This window comes from Tardiphaga sp. GW821-FHT12E02, from assembly GCF_058807155.1.
This window is the reverse complement of sequence record NZ_JBXAQK010000001.1, coordinates 3,085,924-3,109,598: the sequence shown is the minus strand read 5'-3', so window position 1 is coordinate 3,109,598 and position 23,675 is coordinate 3,085,924. Positions and strand designations below refer to the sequence as shown.

The window sequence follows — 23,675 nt, the reverse complement described above, 5'->3', positions numbered from 1 at the left end:
CATTAGCTGTGCTGGAGCATTCTCCAAAGGCCGGGAGCAAGGCTGATGAGCCAGCCGAAGAAGGTCGCAAGCAGTGTGGCGATGACCGTGACGGTCTTCCACGATGCCTTGAACCCGATAATGTCACCCTTCATGTCGCCCAGCTCTTTGCGGAGGTCGGCAATTTCCTTTTTGTTGTCGGCGTCCATCGTATTGACGCGCAGGTCGCGCTGGTCGTTCTTCGCATCGAGGACGTCGAGGCGCCGGTCGAGATTATCAAACCGGCTATTCAGGAGCTGGATAATGAGTTCGTCGCTAGCCATTAAACCACAAGCAACCCATAGGTGATGTTCATCGGTTGAGGCGCCAGTGCAATCCAGGTGGCCCCCTTCCGGTTGCCAAAGATGCGTGCGTAAGGAGGGTCTAAGTGGAGCCCGTCGCTCATGACGGCGCCCGGCTGACCTGCGGAGCCGGTCATATCCATCAGGTCGGTCACGCCGATGTTAGACATACGCAGAGGCGTCTCGTTGATTGCGGCATTGATGTTGACCTGATTGCCTCCCGGCGCGGTGAAGAAGCCCCCGAGGTTTCCGATTTCGATTGGAGTGGAGGCTGTCACACCGTTCATCACCCCGCTGCGGAAGTAATTGAAGAGTGCATCTTGTGCCGCGACGTGCTGGGCTTTGGTGACGCCATCCGAACCGGAAGCATAGCCTTGGTGCCAGCTTATCAAGAGCTGCTGATAGTGCGGCAGTAAGGCTTTCATCGCATTGGAGCGCGTTGGGAACTGGTCATAGATGGGGTCGCCTGCCACCCAGTATTGACGCGAAGTGCCCGACTGACCGCCGCCGTTGTTGTAAATGCCGGAGCCCCCCTTGGCTCCAGGTTGGATTACAATGCGAACCCGGTCCTCGTAGAGCGGGTTATTCATGTAAGCCAGATAAGTCTTGCAGGCGTTCAAGTGAGGACCGACGTCGTTATTGGCGGTGATGTCCCAATGGTCAAACGACTGGCACCCGAGGATGATTAGGCCATCATCACCGCCGCGACCATATTGCAGCACGCGGAAGTCATGGGCGTCGGGCGCGGTTGGCCCTTGATATTCTGGCACGTTCGGCCAGTCCGCCACTGTCGTGCGACCTTGTTCCTGCGACTGCCCGGCACTGTCGATGGTGATGAAAATGAGATCCTTCTTCCAACGCCGCTCCATGTACCGCTGAAGCTGAAGGCGCTCGGTCGCATTGAGGACTTTCTCATATCCGATGATGTCACCGACCCCAATCAGGTTGGTGAAGTCGGTCACCGTTCCGTTGTTGTTGCGAGCAAAGAAATGCAGAGGAATGGTGCAGTCAGCAACAGGAATGGTGTAGGTCGGGCTAGCGAACGTAACCTGCACGCCGTTGAGATAGGCCGTGATGGTTCCAGTGGTGTTACTCCATGAGACAATCAAGTGGTAATAGGTATTAACGGCGAGCAGGCCGGTGACCGATTCCGACGCGTTGCCGTATCCGAAGGTGATTTGCCCGGTGTTGCCGAGCGTAACTGACATACGGCGCCCCGAGCCATCCTGAGCCCCAAACAGCGCGTCAGTTCCGAGCACGCTTCCCGTTTGGAAGGTGAAGCTCCATGTGTAGTTCCTTGAGAAGCGGTTGTAGATGGTCGAGACCATCGCCTTGCTCGCGGCGGCGTTGTAGAAGCAGTGCCGGAAGTTCGACCACCGGCAGTCATGCCCCACGCCGTTCCCCGAGGTGAACTCGGTGATGGTGTTACCGGACCCGGATTGGTCGGGAATGGACGTGCAAAGGCGTAGCTGGCCGCTCGCCGCCTGCACATAGGCGAGGTCGAAGGTCTTGGTGACCGGCGTGGTAGCGAGGGTCTTATACTTCTGCGGGTCATACCAGGCGATGCAGTTAGAAATATCGGTTGGAATCATGAGAAAAACACCTCCACGGCATCGACAAGGTTTTGCTGTTGAGCGGCGCTGACGGCTAAGGGCGCAGCAATGAAGGCATGGACCTGGATATTGGCGTAGTTGACACCCGACCGGCCCAGCTTCAGCGGGCCATCAGCCGCGCGCATATCAGCGGCGATGGAAAGCGCGGTCCCGTCGGTCGTGAAGGCTTGAGCGCTTGCTACGTTGGAGTATGGCTGCCCGCTCTGCGCGGCGATGCGGAAGCCATGCTGATAGTCGATGCCGTTGGTGTATGCGGCGGCGCTGTCTCGCAGACCTGTCGTGCCGCCCACCTTCGTCACGGTGTTACGGAAAATCTGCCCCGTGCGCTGAATCATATCGAAAGCCGGGGTCGTCACGTCCGCATCGGAAATCAAGCCGTCATTGTTGGTGAAGGTAATGTGGTTGCAGAAGAGGATGAAGAAGTAATTTGCAGCCTGGACCACGGTATGACCGCTGCTGATGTACTGGCTTGTCCCGTTGAGGGTAACACCTGTTGCCTTCGCAGATGTCGGACCGTTGACCAGAGTCGCGGTTTTTGCTGCGTATAAATCTGGCACAGAAGTCCCCAGGCTCTCCAAGCCACGGAATACCTGAATGGTCCCTCCTGCCGCTTTGATGTCAGCAAACATATTGCTCGTCGGTCCAGCAACGGCTTTAAGCGCGCGAAAAAGGTTGTCGGCGCGTACCGGGTCCGCAACCGCACCCGCGTTAATCCATGCCTGCGCATCGACGTCCGAAGCAGTCCCACCAGACGCTACAGCGGCCTTGATAGGACCAAAGCGTCCGGGGAAGCCTGCGCGAACCATTAAGGGTTCATCAGATCGATGTAGGCGGTACCAGCGGCACTGTCCTGGATCACGGCGACATAGTTGCCGTCGGTTGGCTGGATTTTAAACGTCTCTGGGGTGTACGCCGGGACAAAGGTTGAGCCGGAGACGGCCGTAACCGAACTTCCGCCGAACTTGATGTGCGCGTTACTGGTTGTTACGACGCGAACGGCTCGGGTCTTGTTTGGTAATAGAGGCGAGCGGTTACTGGATGAACCGACTGGGACCGTGATGGTCTCGCTGACCTGGTAGATGCTTTGGTTGTCCCCGTTCTCCGCATGCGCCGCCAGTGGCAGAAGCGCGAGAGTTAGGCCGAGAAGAAGTTTCATTCCTCTTATCTTTCGTTGATTCATTAAAGCGGCAATCGCATCCATTGGCAATTAGTTCGTGACAGGCGCCCGACGTGGTCGAACCGTGATCTGCCCGGCGGATATGTTGCCGCTCGAATAGAAGAACTTGATAGCGTTGATGGTCGCACTCGTGGAAACACCGCCGAAGGTGCCGCTACCATTGACGTTCACGATGCCGGATGTTGACCCATTCCAGTGGTTCAGAGCCCACGTCGCCGCCTTGAGCAGCGTGATCGAGCCAGGGTTAAAGAGCGACAGTATCCCGCTTACGCCGTTACTGCTGCCGTTGTTCACGCCGCCCGATGTCTGGCTGATGTTGAAGGCACCAAGACTGGAGCCGCCCTCGCCCACCACCGTGCCCGAGCCTGAGACATACTCTGCGATGCATTTAACGAAGGAGTAGCTGCTGTTCACCCAGGTGGTGCCGCCGTTTGTCGATACCTGACACTGTAATGCCGCGCCGTTCGTAGAGGGGCGTAGATTGAACAGCTCGAATTCAATGAGGTCAGAAGCTGGTAGTCCGGTGAACGTGAGTGCGGCGACTGGCGTTGTTACATTGGAGATGGCGCTGGGGTTGAGGCCCACGATGACCGGCGACCCACTCGAACCTTCCGCAATCGCGAGCGGGTTGTCGCGAAACGCCCGAGCGATTGACTGCGTAACCGGCTTATCTTGCGAAAGAGCGGTGTCCGTCAGCGTGGTATAGTTCGTCAATTATCGAGCTTTCTCTCGCTCGATAATCGGGCGAATGAGAAGATGCGTCAAACGATATGTGGACCCATCGTCAGGTCGCTCATGAAGCCAGCGTCATTGCTGATGAACATGTACGAGCGCTTTTCCGTGTCGCTGGCCAACGTCCAGTCTGGGGTCGCATCGGGTGCAAAGAGCGCCGCACTGCCCGCGGTGTTTGATGCCTGCAAGGCCACGAAGGTGTTTTTGCTTCCCATCGCAGTGGGGCGGGTTTCCGTGACGAGATAGCGGATGACCAGTGGGTTGCCATACTGGTCCTGGATAAGACGCGATTTTACGTCCACCAGGTCGCCCGTCTTCAAGGCATCCTTCGCGTCCAGGTCGAAGGTGATCTGTCTCGGAGTTTCCTTGTATCGACCGAGGATGCGTGCGCCGATTTCGGCTGCGAGCTGGTCAGTCGGCACCCAGCGATTATAAATGGTCCGGTCATTCGCTGTGCCGTATCCGTTCACGCCCTCACCCGTCACATCGGCAACGATGGACACGCTCTTGAAATTTTCCGCTCGAAGGTCCGCAATCGGCGACTTGAGCAAATAGTAGGTGATAACCTTGCTTACTCGCTCTTTCTGAAGGTCAGAGACCGAGAAGGAGCCCGCGAGAATGTTGCTCGTTTCGTCGATGAGCATGGGTGGCGCGGTCGGAAGTGGCGGTGCAATGACTTTAAAGCGTACCTGTGCGCCGATATCGTCCCACCACAGGATGCAGCCGGTGCTCTCGATGATCTCCTCGATGAGGTCTTTCACCCCCTCCGGCTGGGTTATGAGCACCGTGGAGGTGAAGGTTGGGAGCCAGTTGTCGTTCTCCACCATCCAGTCTGCCAGCGTGATGAACGATGGGTCGAGACCGGCGTATTTCGTGAGCAGGTCATTGATGATGTAGGGGACGGTCTGAGCCGTATAACGAAGGCAGAGCTGGACCTTCCCGTTCAGGTCGTGTGCACTTGCCGTTGTCCCGTCACTTCCCCGCGTGAGACCGCCCAGGGCGTCCCCCGACACGCTGGTGTAGCGGATAATCTCATCATCGATGCGGACCGTGCCAGATGCCGGATAACTCGCGCCGATGCCGCTCGGCGACAATGTCATCGACGTCGCGGTGTTGTTGATAGCCGCAGCCAGGGTGGAAGAGCTTTGGGCCGGTGCCTTTGCCTTCTCGGCGTCCGCGAAGCGCAGCGCGTCCTTCCCCACAATCCGCACCGTACCGTCCGCGGTAGGCCCCTCGATGTGGTCGATGAAGTATGTGCGGCTCTGCGTGTAGATGACCCGGTCATCGTCGATGTAGCCGGTGCTCACCTTCATCACCCGGTTTTCCAGGTACGGGTTGCGCGCACGTAGCTTGCCGAAAAAGGAGCCCTGCCCGTTCGCGATGTAGGCTCGCGTCGATGCGTAGGGGTCAACGCCCCGGTCGTGGTGGGGAAAGTCCTTCAGTGCGACCGTGACCGACGCGCTGACCGCAAAGCCTTTGGGGTCGAGCTGGGTCGGCGCAACATCGACCCCCGTTATGCAGGGAAAGACATTCTCGCCGATTGGCAGGAACGACGAGTCCTCAGTGAATTTGTAAGTCTTGGTCGTCTTGGCGTAATTGCCGGTGTCTTGGCAGGACTTATAGGTGTTGAAGCACTTTTGCGTGCCGGTCAGACCCACGGCGGCGGCGCACGGTGCCGTGCCGTAAACGTTGGCACAGGCATCGAGCACCAGCTCCACAACCGTAATCGGTTTGCGGCCGACCTTTATGCGGAGGCTGTCGAACGTGGTCACTCAACCAAGCCCTTGATGGGGACAGTTGCGCCCATGTACCCGTAATAAGCCTGTGTCGGCGGCGGCACCGTGTCTTCCACCCAGCAGTAAACCGCCTCTGCCGGACGCCCTACGATGTCCGGCACAAAGAAGAAGGAGCGCTTTTCAGCCACCTTCACGAATGGGAGCCAGTTCGCCCGCACCCAATCGTCAGGCGCTCCCTGGAGGACGATGGTGGTGGACACTCCGCGAGCAATTACGCTCCGGCCGAGGAAGGCGCCGCCGTCCGCCCGACTGGTGACCAGCGTGGTTTCGCGGGCGAGCACCGGCGGCGTCCAGCCGAGGTACATCCCATACGGGAGGGTGAGCTGCGGCCCGAACGAGATCGCCGACAACGAGAAGACCGAAGCGCAAACGATGACCACGCGCCACTTTGTCGAGGTCTGGCTGGTGAATGACACCATCCGCGGGGAATTGTCGGTCGGGCTGATCGCACCGAAGCAGTCCACATAAGCCGTGCCGTTCCACCATTGAAGCTTGATGGAGCCGCCCAAGCTGTAAAGGTTCTGCCCATAGAAGGCGAAGTAATCCGCCGAGGCAGCCACGGAGAGCGTGAGATCGATGTTGACCGTCCCGCCAGCCGCAGGTTTGAACCAGTCGCCGGTAATCCAGTCGTAGGCATTTGCCACGGGGAAGTTCGCGTTTTCGCTGGACGCCGCGACCGTGCCGTTCTCCAGCAGATTGATGTAACCGATGCGGGCGTTCGACGTGGTCATGATACGGACACCAGATTGAGGCGGGTTCCGTCGCTCAGGGCGTCATTGATGCCTTCGATGATCTTGCGGATGGTGACCTTGGAATAGAGCGCCGCATCATCGCCCGTCAGGTTGATGTAAACGGACTTCTGCGATGGCGCCGCTGTGGATGCCTGGTCACCACTGCTATCTCCACTCGACATGCCACCGGCACCGCCGCTGCCTACGCCGCCGCTACCGCCGCCTCCTCCCCCCATAGTGGCGAGCTGGGCTATACCGGTCGCAGCAATGGCAGCGACGTTTGCATATCCCATCGCCGTCACGCGCGCCGACGTAACACCGGTGGGGTCGTAGATGAGAGCCGTGGTGGCGGCGACGTGGGTCGCCATCATCGCTTGCGCAATTGCCCGGGCTTTCTCAAAGACAAGCAGCGCCATCGCGATGGCCTTGTTCTTTCCGGCGAACACTTGCAGGAAGCCCACGATGTTGTTGAGAGTGTCCTCGCGGATGCCGGTCTCTATGTCCGCCGCCTTCTGGCGAATTTCCGTGAGGCGGTCCTGATAGGCGATTTCCGCCTGGATGCTTTTCTCGCGATATTGCTGCTCAGTGATTGCCTTGGCGTCGAGCGCTTTCTTCAAGGTCTTCTGCTGTTCCTCAAGTTCAAGCGCAGCGGCCTTCTGCGGGTCCGACTCGCGCGCATTCCGCATGTCGATACCTGATACCTTCTGTGCCAACGCGGCGCGGGCGCGTGCGGCTTTCTCCGCCGCTGCGGTGTTTGTGGGAACCGCAGGCGTCCCCAGCGTGTAGCCACCGAGCGTTGAAGCGGTCGGGCCAGCCCCTCCGAGCGACGTGCTCGCCCCGATGACCTGACGGCGCAACTGGATGGTGTTCACCATGTCAGCGACATTGTCCGGGGTGGCCGCGCGACCAAGTTTCGCCAGCTCGGCGACCGCCTCCTTTCGGTCGTTCGCCTGAGCGAAGAATGACCCGATGGCGGAAGCGGCCTTCAGCGAGAACTCCGCAATCTGCCCGAGGAGTGTCGCGAAGTCCTGGAGACCTTGTTTGGTGGCAGGGTCATTCAGTGCATCCGTGAGGTTTTTCACGCCCTTTGTGATGGCATCGAGGAAGCCGCCATTCGCGACCTGGTTCTGCAGGTCAAAGAGCGCATTGCCCAAGCGGTTAAACGCCGCTTGCGCGCTGTCGGCTGACGTTACGGCCCGTGCGCCGAATTGTCGGTGAAGCTCCTCGCCGAGACGTGGGAGCGCGTCTGTCGCCAGGACCTCCCCCTTCGAGATCATCTCATTGAATTTTGTCACCGACACACCCATGGCCTTCGCCATGATTTCAAAGGCGCCGGGAATAGCTTGTGCGAGCTGGAGCTTCAGCTCCTGCATTTGCACGGTCCCTTTGCTCGCCATCTGTTCCAGCGCAAGGAAGGCGGACTGGGTCTGCGTGGTGGAGAGGTGCAGCGCCGTCGAGGCTTCCGCGACAGCGGTGAAGACGTCCTTCGTCTGTTGGAGCGTCATCCCCGAACGCAGGGCCGACGCTGAGAAATTACCGAAGGAGTCGGCGGTGCTGCGGAAGTCTAACCCTAGCCGTGCTGACTCCTCTCGAAGGAAGGTGAGCGCGTCAGCGGCCACCTTCGCATCGCCCGTCGCGGCCACCATTCGATTCTGGAGGGACTGGAGCTGCACGCCTGCGTCGATGATGCCACGTCCGACGCGGTACGCTGCCCATACCGTGATGTACTCGCGGACTTTTCGGGTAAGCCCGTCAACGGCTTCCTGCGTAAGCTTCGTCTGCCGCTGCGCATTGCTGTTGAACTTCATGATCTCGCCAGTGGCTTTAGTAAGCTCGGTCTTAAGGCCGGAGATGTCTGCGGAAAGCTGGACGACGAGTTGGTCGAGAGTTGTGCTCAATTACCTCGCTTTCTGTTGGCTTCGTCCTCCCGCTTCATCTTAAGAAACTCCTCGCGCGTCAACGGTCCTTCGACACTGGCGCCCTTGGAGATGAGATAACCCTTCATAGCAGCAGTGTACTCATACATCGTGCTTTGCCAAAACACATTCGGTGTCCATCGCAAAACACCGAGGGCGGACGACATCACATCCGCCCATGGGATTACCCGGCTGGGTTCTCCTCCGGCGCTTCCTGCTTTCCCAGCGTTTCGCCGCTCATGGCATAAGAGAGGAAGTCGAGAGCTTGCAGCGTGACCTTCGTGAGGCCGCTGCGCATGATCGCTTCACCAACCTGGTCCAGCGTCATTGCCTTGTCGTCGTAGCCGCGCAAGCCGTGAAAGACGATGATTGCCACCATCTCCAGACCAACGTCGCCCTGCCCGATGCGCTCAATGAGCGGGATAAGGCCGGTCTTCAAGTCGCGTTCAACGGCTCGTATCGCGCTAAACGTCGCGCGCATGGTGTAATCGGTCCCATCGAGAGTGATGGTTGCCTCGTTTCGCATCTTCTCTGGAAGCATTACTGCGGCAGACGTAATGCGGTGATGCTGACGGGCGCCGTGAAGTCAATCTTCACGGTGCTGAACTGGGTATTCCAGCGGCCGGTCGGGAACGGGCCAGCGATAACGACACCGGTGCCGGACGGGATGGAAACAACCTGGTCATTCAGGGTCACGGTGCCGTAACCCGCTTGGCTCATCTGTGTGGCTTGCGTGCGGATGGTGGCAGTGACAGCGGTGGGGGCCTGCTTCATGACGACGAATGTTTCGCCGTCATTGGAGACATAGGTCGGGCTGGAGCTGGTTTGCATCAGCAAGCCAGTGGTGATGCCTGCTGCGTTCAGATCCGTTGTCGCGAAGGACGCTTGTTGCGCATGTGCATCAACAGCACCAAAGCACGCAGCAGCCCAGACCAAAGCGGTAGTGGCGAGGAGGAGCTTTTTCATGTCGTCTCCTAGCTCAGCGTTACCGTACCTGCGCTCTCAAGCGTCAGGTTGTAAGTCACAGCATCTTTGTAGGAGCCTGCTTCCTCGTAAGAAGCAACCATAAAGCTACCCTGATAGGTCTTCGCGGCTGTGCCGGGAATGACGATTTGGTAGTTGCGGTGCGCGTTGGTCATCGCATCGGTGCGGATGGCAGCAGAAGCGGCGTCCTCAACGTACACGCCCTGAAGCTTCACGCTGATGGAGTTGACCCCCGCACCTTCGAGCAGCTTGCGGATTCCCGCGTCGTCGGCATTGGTAATGTCTACCGGCTCGTTCGCGATGGTTAGAGTAGCTTCACGAGCGCCCCCGATGGCAACATAGGTCGAACCCGTGGAATTGTATTTCAGTAGGACGTTTCGCCCCTTTTGTGCGGCCACTTAGCGGACCCTTTCGTTGTGTTGAATTAGAGAGTCAAACTGCCGCTTGTGTCAAACAATTATCATCTCGATTTCACCCATCGCCTGCCACGTCCGCCCGTCGTCTTCCTTGAAGGCGTCGCTGCCGCCGGAATACTGACAGAGCACCAATGTGCCGGATGGAAGTGTGATGAACTGTTCCTGCCGGTCGAGCGCGGCAAGGACGGCGGCGCGAACGGTAAGGCATTCTTCGAGGCTCTTTTGCTGACTGCGCACCTGAAGGCGGATGGTGTGCACTTGCCCGCTGAAGTCGTTCGCCGCGAAAGGGTCGCTCCCCACACTGACCTGCACATATGGAAACGTAGCCCCTTGCGGCACGTCGCTATAGATGCGCTGGCCCACCTTGTCGGTGACAGCAGTCGTAGCTTTCAGTCGTGCAATGACGGCCTGGATGGCGGGGAGCGCGGTGTCAGCCAAGGGAGCGGGCTTTCAGGATGGCTTCATTCACTGCAGCCACCACGCGCGCGCGGGCAGCGTCGATGTTCGCTTTGAAGGTAGGACGCAGCCACGGACGGGCGAGCATGCGCGCGGTGCCGTATTCCAGCCATCGGCCGTATGCCAGCGCGGTGCCAAAGAAGGCAGAGAGCTTGTCTGAGGCAAGACGGAAGAAGAGAGAGGACACGAGTTGCCCCGTGTCGCTCTTCGGAAATTCGCCCGGCGCTGATGCCTGGTGGGAAACGGTGCGCCGTCGGTAAGACCGCCCGCTCCGCCCGCCGCCCTGAATCTTCTGCGCCGCATACCCGTGCATTTCCACAACGGACGTGGCAAGCGCCTTTCCTATGCCGTCGCGCGCCTTCAAAGGAATGTCGTTTAGGCGCCGGTTAAGGCGGTCTACGTTGAGCACGGCACCGGTTGTCATGCGGGCTGGTTCTCCGTGCAATAGATCTTCTGGAAGCTCTTGCCCTCTGTTTTCATGTCGTCGGAGACATTCATGATGGCGAGGATGTTATAAAGCCGGGTGCCGAACACGACACGAGACATCGCACCGGTCTTGGTGTCCGCGATGCTGGCCTGATAGCGGATGGTGATGACCGCATCGACCCGGCTTTGAAGCTGCCCGGCAATGAAGGTTTCTTTGCCAGAGCGCGGCTCGATGATGGCCCAGGCCGAAAAGCTGTCTGCCCAGGCGACCGTTTGCCCTCCGCTGGTATCGGGCGACTCCGTAGGAGACTGAATGGTCACTCGGTTATTCGCCCGCGAGGCGAAGTCCTGCCCGTCGCACTTGCAGGCGATCATAGGGCGAAGCCGAATGCTTCGGCGGTCATGTAAGGCCCGAGCATCGCCTTCACCCCTTCGGGCAGCTCGGCACAGGCCTTGTTGTTGTACATGGTGTAAACGTACTGAAGAATCGCCTGCCGAATGTCCTCCGGCACATCGGTGGCTGCATCGCCATAACCGGCCTTGAAGGTGATTTCGACGGCGGCATCTTCGCGCAGGCCGGACGGCCACGACTGGCCGCTGTTCAGCAGCACCCGGCCCCCGGCAGCATCGACCGTGTACACATTGGCAGCAACCGTGGTTTGCACGTTGCTCCCGTCTGTCGTCTTGATGGATGTAATGGACTGGAGCGGCACCCATGCGAGCTGGATGGCTTGAGAGCCGTCCACCAGATGGGGCGTAGGAGCGATTTGGAAGCTGGAGGTGATGTTCCCTTCAACGAAGTCGGCAAACCCGTCCATGGTCAGTTTGCGGGTCTGTGTGATGAGGGAGCGTTTACTGTAGTTTTCCACGGCCCGCCGAGCGGTGGAAATGAGGGATGAAATCAGGGTGTCATCCGCGGTGCCATCCACCCGGAGGAAGGTCTTAGCGTCATCGCGACTGACCGGCTCAACGGCCGGTCCAGTCACGAGCGTGTAGCTCTTACGATTGACGCAGGGCCGCACTACTTGGTGCCGTCCTTCTTGTCGGCATCAGCATCGGCGGGCTTCTTCTTGCTCTTGCCATTGGTGGCATCGGCATCAGCATCGGCCTCTGCGGCGACCAACTCAGCCACACCTTCCGCAACGAAGGTTTCGGCGAGACTGTCGGTCACGTCGTACACTTCGCCTTGGTCATAGTGCTTCACGACGGCGCCATCGGGAGAGCCGAGCTTGTTGCGCACCATTTTGATACGGGTAGTCATTTCGGAGACTTTCGGTTGTTGAAGTTAAGCGGGCGGCCCGAGAGCCGCCCCAGCCCTGCGGCTTAGGTGGTCGGGCCCATGGTGGGACGGCCGAGAACGGCAGCCACACCCACGGTCGCGCCGGAGGTAATGCCGGTGGAGACCACGTTCGCGCGGACGTAGCGCTTGTTACCGACGTACCCCAGCTTGGAGATGGAGTTCGCGGCGGCGAGCGCGGTGCCCGCGAGGGTGCCGACGAGGTCGGTCGCATCCGGCGCGGAGGTGTCGGCCAATGCCGGGTCGTCGCCATGTTCCAGCGCCAGGGTGAACGTACCATCGGTACGAGCGCCCACTTGCTGGAGGAAGGTCAACGCCCCGTACCCTTGGGTATCAATGATGATACCCGTGGACGTGGTGTTGGTGGTGATGGCGGCCGTGTTACGGCCAACCACCGGCTTCATCGAGTTTGCGGAATCAAACTGCATGATGTGTGCTTTCGTTGTTACTGGTTGACCTAGCTGACGGACATCTTGCCGACCTTGATGGCCTCGAAGTTCGTCACGTCGCCGCCGGTACGCTTGGTGGCGTAGAACTTGATGAAGCCAGGCAGGGTGTACGGGTCGGGGCGCACGGACAGGCCGACGCGGTCAACCACGGTATAACCTTCGCTGAAGTCACCGTAGGCGATGGCGTAGGCGTTGCTCGCGATGACCGGCATGTCGTCCATCAGGATGACAGGCTTGCCGAACAGCGTCAGAACCGGGGGCAGCACTTGGCCGGTCGGGGACACGGCAGGCTGGAGGTTCAGGAAGCGGTAGTTGGAGCTACCGGCGAGCTGCATGATGGCGACAAAGGTGGCGCGCTTCATGGCCCACACGGCGCGGGCTTGATACGCTTCCTTCAGGGAGCCTTGCAGTTGGATGAGGCCGTTCTCGGTCGGAGCAGAGGTGCTGCCTTGCGGGACGTATTCGAGCTGGTTGCGGGTGTAGACGTAACCGTTGGCACCAGCGGCAGCAGTCGGATAGGTCAGGAAGCCACGAGGCTTGCTCACGCCGTCACCGTTCACGAAGCCGGTGTTTTCCATCCGGGAGATACGGTCGGACACCTTGTTGTTCAGCCAGGCTTGGACGTCGAACGCGGCGTCGGCGGCCATTTCCTCGGTCATCTTCGGATATGCGACCACCTTGTGGGCAGTGATTTCCTTGCGGCCGATTTTCGGGGTACCGGTTTCGCTGACGGTATCGCCCTCGCCTACCCAGGCGGCGCCAGCCTCATCGTCATCAATGACCACTTCGATGCTCTTCGCGGAAGTCGAGATGACATTCGCGATTTGACGCATCGGGGAAGTCTCGAAGATGCGAGCCTTGATGATGCCGAGGTTTTCGACCGGCACCATGTAGCCGCCGTTGTCGAGGCTATCGGTCGCAAGGGTCTTCTTCTCGATGTCGGAAAGAGCGGACTTGTTGCCCTTCTCACGCAGGAATTTCTCGAAGGCGCTACGTGCAGCCAGCTTTTCAGCGTTGCTCTTGGCTTCTTCGGTTTCGACTGCGGTGCCTACGCGGGAGAGCGCGGCGTCGATTTCGGATTGCTTGTCCTGGATGGACTTGAGATTGGTAGCGACTTCTTCTTGAAGCTGCTTGATACGCTTCTCGACTTCACCGGTGGTGTCCGTCTTGAGCTTTTCTTGCGCCGCCTTCAGTTCGGCAAAGCCGTCCTGCAGTTGCTTGCCCAGGTCACTGAGCTGCTTGAGTTCCTTTTCCACTAGGGAGTGACTTTCTTAATTGGTCTACGGCGCCTTGCAGCGCGTCCAGAGCCAATGCAGCGTCACCACCCTCTCGGTGGGTCTCGAATGCACGGAAGCCTTTAGAGGCGATGAGCTTCGCCGCCTCTCGGCTGTAGTTTCCTGCCTCACGCAGAAATTCTTCAAATTCGCGGATGCTCTCGGGAGCACTCTTCACGGCGCCGATGGTGGCGGACTCGTTCGCGGGGAATGTCACAATGGAGACCTCGTAGAGGCGCAGCTTCTTGATGTGCACCACGCCGCTCTCGCGGTTCATCTCGTCGATAAGGGTGCGGAAGCCGATGGAGAGGCCATTCAGCGCGCCTTGCTTGAGCAGCGCGTAGGCTTCGCGGCCTTGCTGCGTTTCGAGGTTGAGCTGCCCTTCGACGAGCAGACCGTTCTCGTCTTCCTCAGCTTTGGTGTAGATACCGATGACCTGGTCAGAGCGGTGCTGCCACAGCAATGCAGGCAAGCCGTCCTTCTTCAGGGATTCCGCGAAGGCGCCCTTATCGACCACTTCGTTATAGGAATCGACGACGCCGAAGACGGAGCCGTAACCGCTGAATTTGCCGGACGCGTCATCGGTAGCTTTCAGCTCAAACCGATAATCGAGGCAACGCTTCTTGTTCAACCAGAGAACTTTCTTTCAGACATTAGAGTCACGAACCGATTCACCGTGCAAGATTATTTTTATTAGACTACTTCGTAGGTGAGCACGCAGCGGCAGTTGATGCAGTTCGCCGCGCCACCAGCAGGGTCACCCGGCCGCAGCATGAGCGCGCCACCCACGTTAAATTTTGCATCCATCGCGATGGCAGGCTGACTTGCCATGAAGGCATGAGAGATGCGCGTGCGGGCGTCCTGGACCGGCAGCCAGCGCTTGCGCATGACAACCTGCTCATCCAGCGCAACCTTGTTCGCTCCTTCCATGCTGGCGAACATCATGGCGTTGTGCACTTCGGTGCGGGCGATGGTCTCGGCACGGAATGGGCTCAGGCGCTTCGCGAGCAACAACTCATTTGCGACCGCAACCGGGTTGAACTCGGCATCATGGGCGAGCGCATCATTGATGATGGCCTGCATGTCGTCGCGTGTGGTGTTCGCCGTCTCCTTTGCCATGCGTGCGCCGTGCTGGGACGACCAAAGGCGGACGAGGTAGAGCCACAGCTTCTCCCAATCTTCCTTTACCTGGAGGGATTTGACCTGCGGCAGCGCCTGCTTGATGGCGATACGAATGGCGAGGCCCTGGTACTGCGCAGCGATACCTTGCATGGCGGCGCGATGATGGTCCCACTGCACGTCGTCAAGGCGACGGAGCATGGGAAACAGGTGCGCGCATTCGATGATGTAGCGGTCCTTCTCCCTCGCGACCGCGAGCGCATAGGGCGCCTCCACGGAACGCATCAGCTCATCCCAGCGGGCGGGTGATGTGTTCTCCAGGGCGGCCTTGAGGCTTATGCTGCCTCCTGCGTGCCGAAGATGCTGGTGAGGTCATCTTCCGTGTAGCCCATGCCGCGCAGGTGCTTCTTCAGATCTTCCGCCGGTGCCGGTTCGATGACGGGCGCCGGTGGCACCTCCCCCAGCTTCTCAAGCGGCTTCATGGACCCGGCAACCAGCAGCTTGTCGGCATTCTCCTCGTCGGACGCCTCATAGCCCATCTCCTCGCGGGCTTCGTTGGGTTTAAGGAGAGAACCAGCCACACCTAGCGTCATGCGTTTAAACAGCCGCTCACGGCGTGCTTCGAGCGCAGGCACGCTGTCGGCGTTGTAGGCCAGGCGTTCCCCCGGCTTTGCGCCGATGTTGCCCATGAGGAATTTGGAAAGCCCGCCGATGAAGATGTTCAGCGTGGGCAGCACCGTATCGAGCCAGAACCGCTCTGCCGCCTGTTCGGAATTGGAGAAGGTTGCCGCTTCCATGGTGACGAGAGGCAACGGCACGCCGAACACCAGGGCGATAGCTTTCGCCGCCTCTCCCATGGAGTTCTGGAAGTCCATGTCCTTCGGGCTGTGGGACAGCGGCTCGAACTTTGCCCCGCCCGCAAGCAGCGGCACCGAGCCCGCATTCTTCACGCCCTGCCAGACCTTTTTGAAATACTCACGAATCTGGTTGAGCGTGTTGGTGTCAGGGGCAGCACCCTCGAACGTCACCACACCGGACGGGAGCGCGCTGTTCTCCAGCAGGTTCGAGTTCCACTTCGCGCCGTTGTTGTGCGTGTCGATGGCCATGGCGGCGGCCTTCATCGGTGCGAGCCCGCGGAATGGGTCGAAGGGATTGAAGGTCTTGATCTGGAACACCTGACTGTCGCCGTTCAGGAAGTTCACCGGGTAGCGACGGGCGGTGGCGGGGTCGGTGCCGTAGACATAGGCAGCCGGCACGAGGCTTCCACTCTTGTCCTTCTCGATGGTCACGGCGGACGGGTCGAGCAGATACAGCTCCTTCGCCGGGCCCTTCTCCGGGAGGCGCAGGATAAACGCCTCCCCGGCGATGGAATACCAGGACGACAACTCCACGATGAAGTCGCCCCACGACTGCATGGGGTTCGGTTTCGCGAGGAGCTGGAGGATGGGGTGCTTGGTGTTCACCTTCATGTTGCCTGCGTCGTCGGCGCTGTGCACCTCCAGCTTCACGGAGGAGCACGCCTGGGCAATCATGGCGATGCAGGCACGGACGATGGGGTTTTGCTGGTAGCCCTCGTCCGCAAAGGCCTTGATGTTCTTCAGCGTGGAAGACGAGAAGCCATTGAGGAGGAAGAAGGACGACGTGCCGGGGACAGGCAGGGATTTCTTGCGAAGAATCCGGTTCAGAATTTCCAAGTCATAGCGCAATCACTTGTGGCTGTGCGCGCCGGTTGTTCTTCGCATAGACGGCCAGTGCGAGAGCCATCACGCAGTCATCATGCTGGCCTTCGGGCGCGGTGTAGCGGACACCGGTGCGGGTGTATTCGTACTCAAAGCTTTCCAGCTCATTCACGATGACACCATCGGGATAATGCACTTCGCCCCGCTGGATGGCAACGGCTAACCCTTCCATGAGCATTTGCTTCGATGCCGACGTGAAGACATACCCCTCGAAGTTCTCGCCGCCCTCACGCTGCAATCGCTCCACGATGGGGTTGCCCACGCCGGTGCTGTCCACCACGGTGTGCGTGCGCTGTGCAATGAGCAGCAGGTTGCGGAAGGTCGTCTCCCATGGAGCCTGCCAGCGGTGGTGCCCGCAGGTGAAGCCATCATCATCGAGCTGGTGCACTACGGTCCAGTCAACGGACTTAGCAAGGTCGGCCCCGTTGACGACCGGCGCACCGGTGGAGAGCGGCGCGATGTTCGCGCGGATGAACTTGAGGCCGAAGGGGTTGCCCCCGTCATCGCTCGGCTCGCACAGGTACAGCTCACGGAAGACGGCATCGGGGAGAGCACGGCGGGCGTCGTCCAACTCTTCCTGCGGGAACACTCCGGCGGCGACGGCATCGGTTGCGATGATCTTGTGGTAGCTGTGGCCAATCTCCCCGCCCTCCGCCTTACGGCAGCCGAGGAAGAACCAGTTTTTGCGTCCCTTTACGTTCCCGATGATGCGCACGGGCCCGCGGGTGGCGGTCAGGGTGGAGCGGACGGCATAGAACGCCTCCACACGCATGCGGCTGGCTTCATCCAGCACGGCGGCCCACACGTCCTCACCATAGAGGTTGTCGGTCTTCTCCCCGGACTTGAAGGAGATGATCGCGCCGTTCGCGACGATGGTGATGGTTTGGTCGGTGTCGTTCCAGCGGATAAGCGATGCGGGCAGCCCCCGCTTCATCCGGCCATAGGCAATCTTCGCCTGGGCGAACACCGGGGCAATCCACCAGAACTGCCGACCAGGCTTGCCGAGAAACAATGCCTGCTCGAAGAGCCAGGCCATGCAGGAGACCGTCTTGCCGCTTTTGGTGCTTCCCTCAATCCACGAATAACGGGCCGCGTTGCCGTTGGCATCGACCGGGTTGAAGAATGCAGCAGTCTGCTTCGCGTAAAGTTTCGGGCGGACGTATGTGAGTTGCACTCACGGATTAGCTATTGTCGATTTTCAGCGTGAACACGGGCGGAGCGTCCTTGTCCGTCTTCACGGTCGTTTCGACCTTCGCCCCGTATTTGCGGGGGGCGAGGTTCGCGGCGACCTTCAACCGCGTCTCCACCCGAAGCCGGTCACGCAGCACAAGGCCCTCGTTCGGCTTCAGCTCTTTCGCGCCGGTGCGCTTGTTGACGCGCTCTACCCAATCGTTACGGGAGTCGTCGGCGATGGCGATGGTTTCGTCCATGAAGGTGTCGGCTTGGGCCTCGCGCGCACGCACGTAGTTGTCTGAGAAGATGACGTACACATTCAGCCTCGCCTTCGTCTTCGCCTCCTCCGTGACGGCCGCATGCATGATCTTGTCAGCTTCAAACAGCCAGCGGTAAACGGTAGAGCGCACGGGCATGTGCTCCAGGTCGCATATCTCGACCAGGCTCCATCCCTCAGCAAGCTTTCTGCAGATTTCGTCGGCGACAGGTTCAGTGCAGGCAGTTGGGCGGCCGAGCCGCGCTTCGTTCGTTTCCTGCTTACTTCCCTTTGCGAGTGCCACTCACCTGTTGCTTTCCTTATGCCCCAAGGATGAGTGAAGGTCCGAATCCCGTCAAGAAAATGCGCGTTCCGTTATTTTTCAGAGTGTTATGCCGTCTTGTCAGCTTGGCTTTATCGGCGCATGATTCCTGCACGCTGGAGACAGCGGATATGAACCAATGAAATGCAAACACATGATGATCCCGATCCTCGCCATCGTCGCTTTCGGCACTGGCCTCACCGCAGGCTTTACCCAGGCGAAGGCCAACCCCGATGCGAACAACATCCTTGAGACCAAGGCGCACATCATCCATCAGGATGGCAGCTACATCGACTAGGCGACGACTAGCTGATTGAAAAAGGCCCCGATGGGGCCTTTGTCGTTTGGTTCGGTTACTTTGGTCCTGTGCAGAAGATCCTGACGAGGCTGTATCCGCATTTGTTGCCCCCTCGGGAATCTAAGCGAGTTGCACCGTGGGCCGTGCATCGAGCGTTGGCCCAAGCCTCAAGGTTCGCTCCACAATAAAGGTAGACCTGGTGCGGTCCGCAGTTTCTTTGATGTTCACCGACACAGACGTCGTATTGCGTTTGTATTGGGGGCGGCGGGGGTGGCGGCGGCGGCGGGAGCGTCATATTCAGCTTGATTTCAGGCCCAAGCAATTTGACTACTTCCGACTTGCACATAGCAAACGTCGGTATCGACTTGGGTAGCTTTCGATACGGAATGCCTTTCACGATTTCCGTGGTCCGCTTCACCGACAGGTCAGCCTCACCACTCACCAGTTTCGCGACGACGCTGGCGTTCGCGCCGATCTTTCCAGAAATGGTCGTTCGAGTCAGGCTGCCCTCAGGAATGTCAGTGCAAATCTTCTCGGCAAAAACAGCAACATCTTCGAGTGTAGTTGCTTTGGCTGGAGCTAAACCCAGCAATATGATTGCGAACGCAATAGGCAGTCTCATCAATTCCTCCTGGCGGAACATCACAGTTTTGGCCCACTTTTGACCTATCACAGGATGATGACGAACGACATTGGAAAGGCCCCGAAGGGCCTTTTTTGTTGGTGGGTGTCGCCGGGGACAACGGCCAAAAGAAAGCTGACACCCTTACCTCGTCGGACCAACGGGCTCCGTTGTTGGACACGGTGGCCTTGTCCTGTTTCCCCTGCACTCGCTATGCACGGGCTAGCCTTGACCGGGTAACATGACATTTCGGCCGTTCCCGATTTTGGTCTTCTCCGTGCATTGTGGTGCGTGAGCGGAGCTTTGAGATTATGCGCGAGGCTTAGAGTTCTGCCCAGAACGATTTCGCAACGAGCTTGAGCACCCCCCAGACGACACGGAGGGAGAGGATGGTCAGCACCGTAAAGCCAAACGCGAAGAGGACGCTGACCGCAGCTCGACTGAATGGGTGGATATAATTGAGATACCGGAAATATACGTTCATCGTTTCCCGGTCTTCAGCAGCGTCGAGCCAGAGGCTGTCGCCCTCTCCCACATCCTCCAGTTCCTGCCGCATTTCCCGCAGAGCGTTATTGGTCAGGGCTTTGCCGTCGCCATTGATATAGTCCCTCTCGTCTCCATACTTTTTCACCTCCGGCGGGCAGCGCACGCCGTAAATGAATGTGCCGAGCGCAATGGCTGTCAAACCCAGGTAGAGCCAGAGCAGACGCTGAGGGATTTGCCCTTCTATCTGCGTGACACCAATCTCTGTTGCGAGCTGGAGCATATGGACGAGCTTGTCATTGAAGACTATCCAATAACCAACGAGCGGGATGAGGATGGTGGTTTTTGCGGCGTTTGAGTTGCTGACGCCCCTCAAGCTCGTCCACGGGCGCGCAATGTATGCCTCGATCAAAGAACTCAGCTTCGCCCACCACTCCTTATACCAAACCGCCTTCATGATTCTCCCCCAAGTCAGCCCGGCGCATCGCTACAGCCGGAGAGTGCACTGTCAAGCGTGTGGTATCAAAAAGCGCCCAAAGGGCGCTTACTTGAATCGGCTTGCCGTTAACGACTCTTTCCCTTGCCGGTGACTTTCCCGGCGGCGCCGCCCAAGCGACCGGCCTTCTGCGCAAGCTTGGGGCTCTTGCTGAATGAGCGGTTCTCGGGCTTAACGCTCTGACCACCCATGCGGGCGATCTCGCGCTGCTTCTCAGGGTCCATGCTGGCAAAGCCGCGCATGGACTTGTTTTGGATACGTTTCTCCATGGTCTCTTCTTTCATTCTCCCGGCCCTACCTCGTCGGCTTCCTCAACACGTTGCGGAGGCCAGCCGCGAGGCGGTCCTGGGGTTTAGGTTTGGGTTGATGCACGGGGACGGACGAAAGCGTCTCGCGCAGCCGTGCAATCACGTAGCTGGGCTCAAAGACCTCACTGCGTAATTCTTGGTGTTTCAGCCGGGCGAACTCTCGCTCCCGGCGGGTGAGCGGGAAAACGTGGATGGGGGTCTTGGGGCGGATGTCCTGCCCGAAGACCCTCAACCAGTTCTCGCGCGTGGATGCGCGGATGCGCATGGTCCGCTACTTGCTGCGGGCACCTGCTCGATAGTCGCGCTCCGCTCGGGCTTCTTTGCGGGTGTCGAACAGACGGGTGGCGCGAACGAACGCGACCGGCGCAGGCAACCAGGTTGCGGATGCGATCTCGTAGGCATGCTTGCTCAGGCCGAAGCGTCCGACCGTGGTGAGACGGCGCATGACGCGCTCGACCATCTTGCCGTTCTTCCTCAGGCGGCCGACGAAGTATTTTTTCATCGTGGTAGTGGGGGTTATTTTAGGCATGGGGGTTTTCTCCCTCATTGTTGGTTATTGTTTTCCAGTCCACAGGTGGAAGCGGTACTTCCCCTTCCCGCTGTGGTTCGGGCGCTCTTCGTGCCCGCTGGCATCATCCGCCGCGTAGAGGTAGCCCTGCTCGCGCAGGCGGGTGAACATCTTGCGTGCGTCGGTCGTGCCCATCTTCTGCGCGGTCAGCGCGTCGATGCCGCCGTGCTGCTTCAGGTGAGCGATGACACGAGCTTGCACGCCGAGTTGGTGTTGGGTGGCGGGTTGGTCTTTCGGGGCGGGCGAAGCGAAGGCGCTAGCCCCTGCTTCAAAGAGCGGGCCGATCTGCTGTTGCCGGATGGTGAGCGCATCCATTCATCGGGCGCTCCCATCTAAGCCTTGACCTTCGAACACATCGATTTCGATGCAGGCTATCCGGCGGCTCGTTTTTTTGTGTCGTCGGGCCGCATCATCAGCATCGCTGCGCTCGATATACGCGTGTCCAAGATGTCCGGCGACATCGCCGCTTTCGGAGCCTTCTTGGCACGGAGGGTTACCGTCATAGACGTTTACCCACCCTTTGATACGCTTGGGCTCTACCCATTCAGCGACGATGTTGAGTGACTGTTCAACAATGCCCGCTATTTGGCCATTGGGGAACCACGTCTTCGCGACATCTCGATAAGGTTGGCAAATGAAGCCCGCTAAGGTTTTTATGTCCGCGCTCGGGTGCTCACCGAGCATCACGACCTTATCGCCGCCTTCGGTTTTATAGAACCGCCCTGCTTGAAGCTTAATCTTTTCCACATTCTTGCCTCCCCTTAAGCCATCGCGTGCAGCAGCACGGCGCCGAGGGCGAACACCGCGACGAAAAGCGCGGAGTCGATGATGTGTTGGTTTTGATAGTAGCGGTCCGACCAGCTCACGCGCTTCGGCGCACTCAAGTCCTTATAAGTCTGTACGTAGTCCATTGGTTTTGTCTCCTTTGTTACAGTCATGCTGATTCAGCTTAAGGTTGTCGTCAAGATATTTTTCTCTTTACGGAAATATTTCCTTGTGAGAGGATTCACTCACAACCAAGGAGACATGACGATGAGTAAAAGCAAACGGCAGTACGAGGACCACCTCGCTGTCATCATGGCCGAAGAGGCTGCTCAACAAGATGGAGGGTGCGATGAGTGAGCCCTTCCATCTTCACCGCGCTTAGCGCTCCCATCGACCCTTCTCGCGTAAGCTGGCGGGTTGGCAGCACCAATCAGAAGTCCGAAGCCCGCAAGACCGGCAAGAGCGAGGCGCCCGCTACCAAGGGCATGGCCCTGGCCTACATCGACGCGCGCGATGTTTACGAGCGCCTCGATGCCGTTGTCGGTCCCGACAAGTGGCAATGCCGCTACACCCATGCCGACAAAAAGACGGTCTGCGAAATCGGCATCAAGATAAACGACGAGTGGGTGTGGAAAGCCAACGGTGCCGGAGACACTGACCATGAGGCCGAAAAAGGCGCCCTGTCCGACGCCCTGAAGCGTGCTGCTGTGGTGTGGGGCATCGGCCGCTACCTCTACGACCTCGACTCCCCGTGGGTGGATATTGAAGGTTTCGGCAAGTCCTACGTCATCAAGGACAGCGAGAAGGCGAAGCTGGAGAAGCTTCTCCGCAACGCCTGCCCGGCCAAGCCGGAACCGAAGCCTGAGCTGACGCCGGAGCAGAAGAAACAGGCCGCCATCCATCAGGCGAAGACCTTCGTAGATACCAAGCCGACCGACCCGGCCGAGCTTACGAGATTCCTCCGCGAGAACGCGGCACGCATCGAGCGATGCACGCAGTACCCGGAAGCGAAGACCATCCTTGAGAACGCGGGCCTGCTGGTCCTCGCCAAGGCTGACAATCAGTAATCAACGAAAGACCTACCTATGCCAAACCATGCACAAGCCACCCTCGTGGGGCACTTGGGCAAAGACCCCGAGCTGCGCGTGACGCAGTCCGGCACGGAAGTTTGCAGCTTCCCCATCGCCATCACCACCGGCCGCGACAAGAACGAGCGAACCACCTGGTGGAACGTCACCACCTTCAAGGGCACCGCGAAGGTCGCCGAGCAATACCTGAAGAAGGGTGACGCAGTTATGGTCATCGGTGAGCCGTCGCTCCGCCCATGGGAGGACAAGGACGGCGTGAAGCGCCAGAGCCTTGAAATTGTCGCCAGCCAGCTCGTCTTCCTCACGAAGAAAGACAATGGCGCCGATGCTGGCCGAGATGATGAAGCTCACGCCCGCGCCACGTCGAAAGCAGCTCCAGCCGCGAAGCAGCCTAACGGCGACTTCCCGTTCGACGACGAAATCCCGTTCTAGGGAGGCCGTCGATGGAAAAGCAAATCGCAAAATTCTCCGACGAGGAGCTGGTCGGCGAAATCGCCGAATGCCTCGCCCTGGTCGGAGAGGTCAAAGCCCGTGAGACCGTAGCTCGCAAGGAGCTGCTTAACCGGCTGGTGGGCCGCATGAACGAGACCGGCGACATCACGCCGGTCGAGCATGCCGGTCACTACACCCAACTCAAGAAGGAGCCCATCACGCTGGCATGGCTGGAACGTGAGTTCGGCTTCGCGAAATCAGATCTACCGGCCGTCTGCTTCAAAGCGAAAACCGATGTGGTCCTGGACGTGGATGCCCTCATCGACTGGCTCAAGCGCAAGAACATGGCGGTGAAGCCCACCTTCTCCCTCACCGTCAGCAAGAAAAAGCTCATCTAATGCCCAAGCACCCGAAACACG

The 23,675-nt window shown here is 59.2% G+C and carries 35 protein-coding genes; 4 read left to right on the top strand and 31 right to left on the bottom strand.

What is annotated here, in order from left to right:
* Positions 1-2 precede the first annotated feature (2 nt).
* The 24 genes from AC1RQ5_RS14610 to AC1RQ5_RS14495 form a co-directional block, all read right to left on the bottom strand.
* The gene (locus tag AC1RQ5_RS14610) at positions 3-302 is read right to left on the bottom strand and encodes a hypothetical protein (RefSeq protein WP_493199888.1); all 300 of its coding nucleotides are present in this window, start codon (positions 300-302) and stop codon (positions 3-5) included.
* Complete coding sequence (locus AC1RQ5_RS14605) at positions 302-1,912, bottom strand: LamG-like jellyroll fold domain-containing protein (RefSeq protein WP_493199886.1); 1,611 nt, start codon at positions 1,910-1,912, stop codon at positions 302-304. Before AC1RQ5_RS14605 ends, AC1RQ5_RS14610 begins: the two co-directional genes overlap by 1 nt.
* A complete protein-coding gene (locus AC1RQ5_RS14600) occupies positions 1,909-2,739 on the bottom strand; it encodes a hypothetical protein (protein ID WP_493199884.1) in 831 nt (276 codons plus the stop codon). The genes AC1RQ5_RS14605 and AC1RQ5_RS14600 overlap by 4 nt, the downstream gene beginning before the upstream one ends.
* Positions 2,739-3,089: a hypothetical protein gene (locus AC1RQ5_RS14595; RefSeq protein ID WP_493199882.1), complete on the bottom strand. Its 351-nt coding sequence runs from the start codon at positions 3,087-3,089 to the stop codon at positions 2,739-2,741. The genes AC1RQ5_RS14600 and AC1RQ5_RS14595 overlap by 1 nt, the downstream gene beginning before the upstream one ends.
* Before the next feature lie 51 nt (positions 3,090-3,140).
* Complete coding sequence (locus tag AC1RQ5_RS14590; protein ID WP_493199880.1) at positions 3,141-3,824, bottom strand: hypothetical protein; 684 nt, start codon at positions 3,822-3,824, stop codon at positions 3,141-3,143.
* 47 nt (positions 3,825-3,871) lie between these two features.
* A complete protein-coding gene (locus AC1RQ5_RS14585; RefSeq protein ID WP_493199878.1) occupies positions 3,872-5,614 on the bottom strand; it encodes a hypothetical protein in 1,743 nt (580 codons plus the stop codon).
* A complete protein-coding gene (locus tag AC1RQ5_RS14580; RefSeq protein ID WP_493199876.1) occupies positions 5,611-6,369 on the bottom strand; it encodes a hypothetical protein in 759 nt (252 codons plus the stop codon). Before AC1RQ5_RS14580 ends, AC1RQ5_RS14585 begins: the two co-directional genes overlap by 4 nt.
* Positions 6,366-8,267 carry a tape measure protein gene (locus AC1RQ5_RS14575; protein WP_493199875.1) on the bottom strand — a complete coding sequence of 634 codons (1,902 nt, stop codon included), beginning with the start codon at positions 8,265-8,267 and terminating at the stop codon, positions 6,366-6,368. The genes AC1RQ5_RS14580 and AC1RQ5_RS14575 overlap by 4 nt, the downstream gene beginning before the upstream one ends.
* A complete protein-coding gene (locus AC1RQ5_RS14570) occupies positions 8,264-8,470 on the bottom strand; it encodes a phage tail assembly chaperone (RefSeq protein ID WP_493203435.1) in 207 nt (68 codons plus the stop codon). Before AC1RQ5_RS14570 ends, AC1RQ5_RS14575 begins: the two co-directional genes overlap by 4 nt.
* Entirely contained in the window at positions 8,470-8,811 is a 342-nt protein-coding gene (locus AC1RQ5_RS14565) for a GTA-gp10 family protein (protein ID WP_493199873.1), read from the bottom strand. The genes AC1RQ5_RS14570 and AC1RQ5_RS14565 overlap by 1 nt, the downstream gene beginning before the upstream one ends.
* A 14-nt stretch (positions 8,812-8,825) precedes the next feature.
* Complete coding sequence (locus AC1RQ5_RS14560; RefSeq protein WP_493199872.1) at positions 8,826-9,251, bottom strand: hypothetical protein; 426 nt, start codon at positions 9,249-9,251, stop codon at positions 8,826-8,828.
* Between the two features lie 8 nt (positions 9,252-9,259).
* On the bottom strand, positions 9,260-9,667 hold the full coding sequence (locus tag AC1RQ5_RS14555; RefSeq protein WP_493199870.1) for a phage major tail protein, TP901-1 family: 408 nt from the start codon (positions 9,665-9,667) through the stop codon (positions 9,260-9,262).
* A 51-nt stretch (positions 9,668-9,718) separates the two neighbouring features.
* Entirely contained in the window at positions 9,719-10,123 is a 405-nt protein-coding gene (locus AC1RQ5_RS14550) for a DUF3168 domain-containing protein (RefSeq protein ID WP_493199868.1), read from the bottom strand.
* Positions 10,116-10,565, bottom strand: a complete 450-nt coding sequence (locus AC1RQ5_RS14545; protein WP_493199866.1) for a hypothetical protein — start codon at positions 10,563-10,565, stop codon at positions 10,116-10,118. Before AC1RQ5_RS14545 ends, AC1RQ5_RS14550 begins: the two co-directional genes overlap by 8 nt.
* Complete coding sequence (locus AC1RQ5_RS14540) at positions 10,562-10,942, bottom strand: phage head closure protein (RefSeq protein WP_493199864.1); 381 nt, start codon at positions 10,940-10,942, stop codon at positions 10,562-10,564. Before AC1RQ5_RS14540 ends, AC1RQ5_RS14545 begins: the two co-directional genes overlap by 4 nt.
* Entirely contained in the window at positions 10,939-11,553 is a 615-nt protein-coding gene (locus tag AC1RQ5_RS14535) for a head-tail connector protein (protein WP_493199862.1), read from the bottom strand. Before AC1RQ5_RS14535 ends, AC1RQ5_RS14540 begins: the two co-directional genes overlap by 4 nt.
* Before the next feature lie 35 nt (positions 11,554-11,588).
* Positions 11,589-11,828, bottom strand: coding sequence for a hypothetical protein (locus AC1RQ5_RS14530; protein WP_493199860.1), 240 nt, complete (start codon positions 11,826-11,828; stop codon positions 11,589-11,591).
* A gap of 62 nt (positions 11,829-11,890) precedes the next feature.
* On the bottom strand, positions 11,891-12,292 hold the full coding sequence (locus tag AC1RQ5_RS14525) for a hypothetical protein (RefSeq protein ID WP_493199859.1): 402 nt from the start codon (positions 12,290-12,292) through the stop codon (positions 11,891-11,893).
* A gap of 29 nt (positions 12,293-12,321) precedes the next feature.
* Entirely contained in the window at positions 12,322-13,569 is a 1,248-nt protein-coding gene (locus tag AC1RQ5_RS14520) for a phage major capsid protein (protein WP_493199857.1), read from the bottom strand.
* Positions 13,541-14,218, bottom strand: a complete 678-nt coding sequence (locus tag AC1RQ5_RS14515) for an HK97 family phage prohead protease (RefSeq protein WP_493199855.1) — start codon at positions 14,216-14,218, stop codon at positions 13,541-13,543. Before AC1RQ5_RS14515 ends, AC1RQ5_RS14520 begins: the two co-directional genes overlap by 29 nt.
* Before the next feature lie 62 nt (positions 14,219-14,280).
* The gene (locus tag AC1RQ5_RS14510; protein WP_493199853.1) at positions 14,281-14,991 is read right to left on the bottom strand and encodes a putative phage head morphogenesis protein; all 711 of its coding nucleotides are present in this window, start codon (positions 14,989-14,991) and stop codon (positions 14,281-14,283) included.
* 50 nt (positions 14,992-15,041) lie between these two features.
* Complete coding sequence (locus AC1RQ5_RS14505) at positions 15,042-16,400, bottom strand: phage portal protein (RefSeq protein ID WP_493199851.1); 1,359 nt, start codon at positions 16,398-16,400, stop codon at positions 15,042-15,044.
* A 1-nt stretch (position 16,401) separates the two neighbouring features.
* Positions 16,402-17,619 (bottom strand): phage terminase large subunit family protein, encoded by a 1,218-nt coding sequence (locus AC1RQ5_RS14500; protein ID WP_493199849.1) that lies wholly within the window; start codon positions 17,617-17,619, stop codon positions 16,402-16,404.
* Positions 17,620-17,626: 7 nt separating this feature from the next.
* On the bottom strand, positions 17,627-18,178 hold the full coding sequence (locus AC1RQ5_RS14495; protein ID WP_493199848.1) for a terminase small subunit-like protein: 552 nt from the start codon (positions 18,176-18,178) through the stop codon (positions 17,627-17,629).
* Positions 18,179-18,335: 157 nt separating this feature from the next.
* On the opposite strand from AC1RQ5_RS14495, the gene AC1RQ5_RS14490 reads away from it, so the two are divergent.
* Positions 18,336-18,494 (top strand): hypothetical protein, encoded by a 159-nt coding sequence (locus AC1RQ5_RS14490; protein ID WP_493199846.1) that lies wholly within the window; start codon positions 18,336-18,338, stop codon positions 18,492-18,494.
* A gap of 55 nt (positions 18,495-18,549) precedes the next feature.
* Here AC1RQ5_RS14490 and AC1RQ5_RS14485 read toward each other — a convergent pair whose 3' ends face one another.
* The 7 genes from AC1RQ5_RS14485 to AC1RQ5_RS14455 form a co-directional block, all read right to left on the bottom strand.
* Positions 18,550-19,116, bottom strand: a complete 567-nt coding sequence (locus AC1RQ5_RS14485; protein WP_493199844.1) for a hypothetical protein — start codon at positions 19,114-19,116, stop codon at positions 18,550-18,552.
* 322 nt (positions 19,117-19,438) lie between these two features.
* A complete protein-coding gene (locus AC1RQ5_RS14480; protein ID WP_493199842.1) occupies positions 19,439-20,056 on the bottom strand; it encodes a hypothetical protein in 618 nt (205 codons plus the stop codon).
* Between the two features lie 107 nt (positions 20,057-20,163).
* The gene (locus AC1RQ5_RS14475) at positions 20,164-20,379 is read right to left on the bottom strand and encodes a con-10 family general stress protein (RefSeq protein WP_493199840.1); all 216 of its coding nucleotides are present in this window, start codon (positions 20,377-20,379) and stop codon (positions 20,164-20,166) included.
* A gap of 295 nt (positions 20,380-20,674) precedes the next feature.
* Entirely contained in the window at positions 20,675-20,932 is a 258-nt protein-coding gene (locus AC1RQ5_RS14470) for a hypothetical protein (protein ID WP_493199838.1), read from the bottom strand.
* A gap of 24 nt (positions 20,933-20,956) precedes the next feature.
* Positions 20,957-21,286, bottom strand: coding sequence for a helix-turn-helix domain-containing protein (locus AC1RQ5_RS14465; RefSeq protein ID WP_493199837.1), 330 nt, complete (start codon positions 21,284-21,286; stop codon positions 20,957-20,959).
* Positions 21,287-21,718: a hypothetical protein gene (locus AC1RQ5_RS14460; protein WP_493199835.1), complete on the bottom strand. Its 432-nt coding sequence runs from the start codon at positions 21,716-21,718 to the stop codon at positions 21,287-21,289.
* A gap of 14 nt (positions 21,719-21,732) precedes the next feature.
* Complete coding sequence (locus AC1RQ5_RS14455; protein ID WP_493199833.1) at positions 21,733-21,882, bottom strand: hypothetical protein; 150 nt, start codon at positions 21,880-21,882, stop codon at positions 21,733-21,735.
* Between the two features lie 207 nt (positions 21,883-22,089).
* On the opposite strand from AC1RQ5_RS14455, the gene AC1RQ5_RS14450 reads away from it, so the two are divergent.
* From AC1RQ5_RS14450 to AC1RQ5_RS14440, 3 genes are read left to right on the top strand one after another with little or no spacing between them, the layout of a single operon-like run.
* Positions 22,090-22,803 (top strand): Rad52/Rad22 family DNA repair protein, encoded by a 714-nt coding sequence (locus AC1RQ5_RS14450; protein ID WP_493199831.1) that lies wholly within the window; start codon positions 22,090-22,092, stop codon positions 22,801-22,803.
* 18 nt (positions 22,804-22,821) lie between these two features.
* On the top strand, positions 22,822-23,256 hold the full coding sequence (locus AC1RQ5_RS14445) for a single-stranded DNA-binding protein (protein ID WP_493199829.1): 435 nt from the start codon (positions 22,822-22,824) through the stop codon (positions 23,254-23,256).
* 11 nt (positions 23,257-23,267) lie between these two features.
* Positions 23,268-23,654 (top strand): hypothetical protein, encoded by a 387-nt coding sequence (locus AC1RQ5_RS14440; RefSeq protein ID WP_493199827.1) that lies wholly within the window; start codon positions 23,268-23,270, stop codon positions 23,652-23,654.
* Positions 23,655-23,675: the final 21 nt, after the last annotated feature.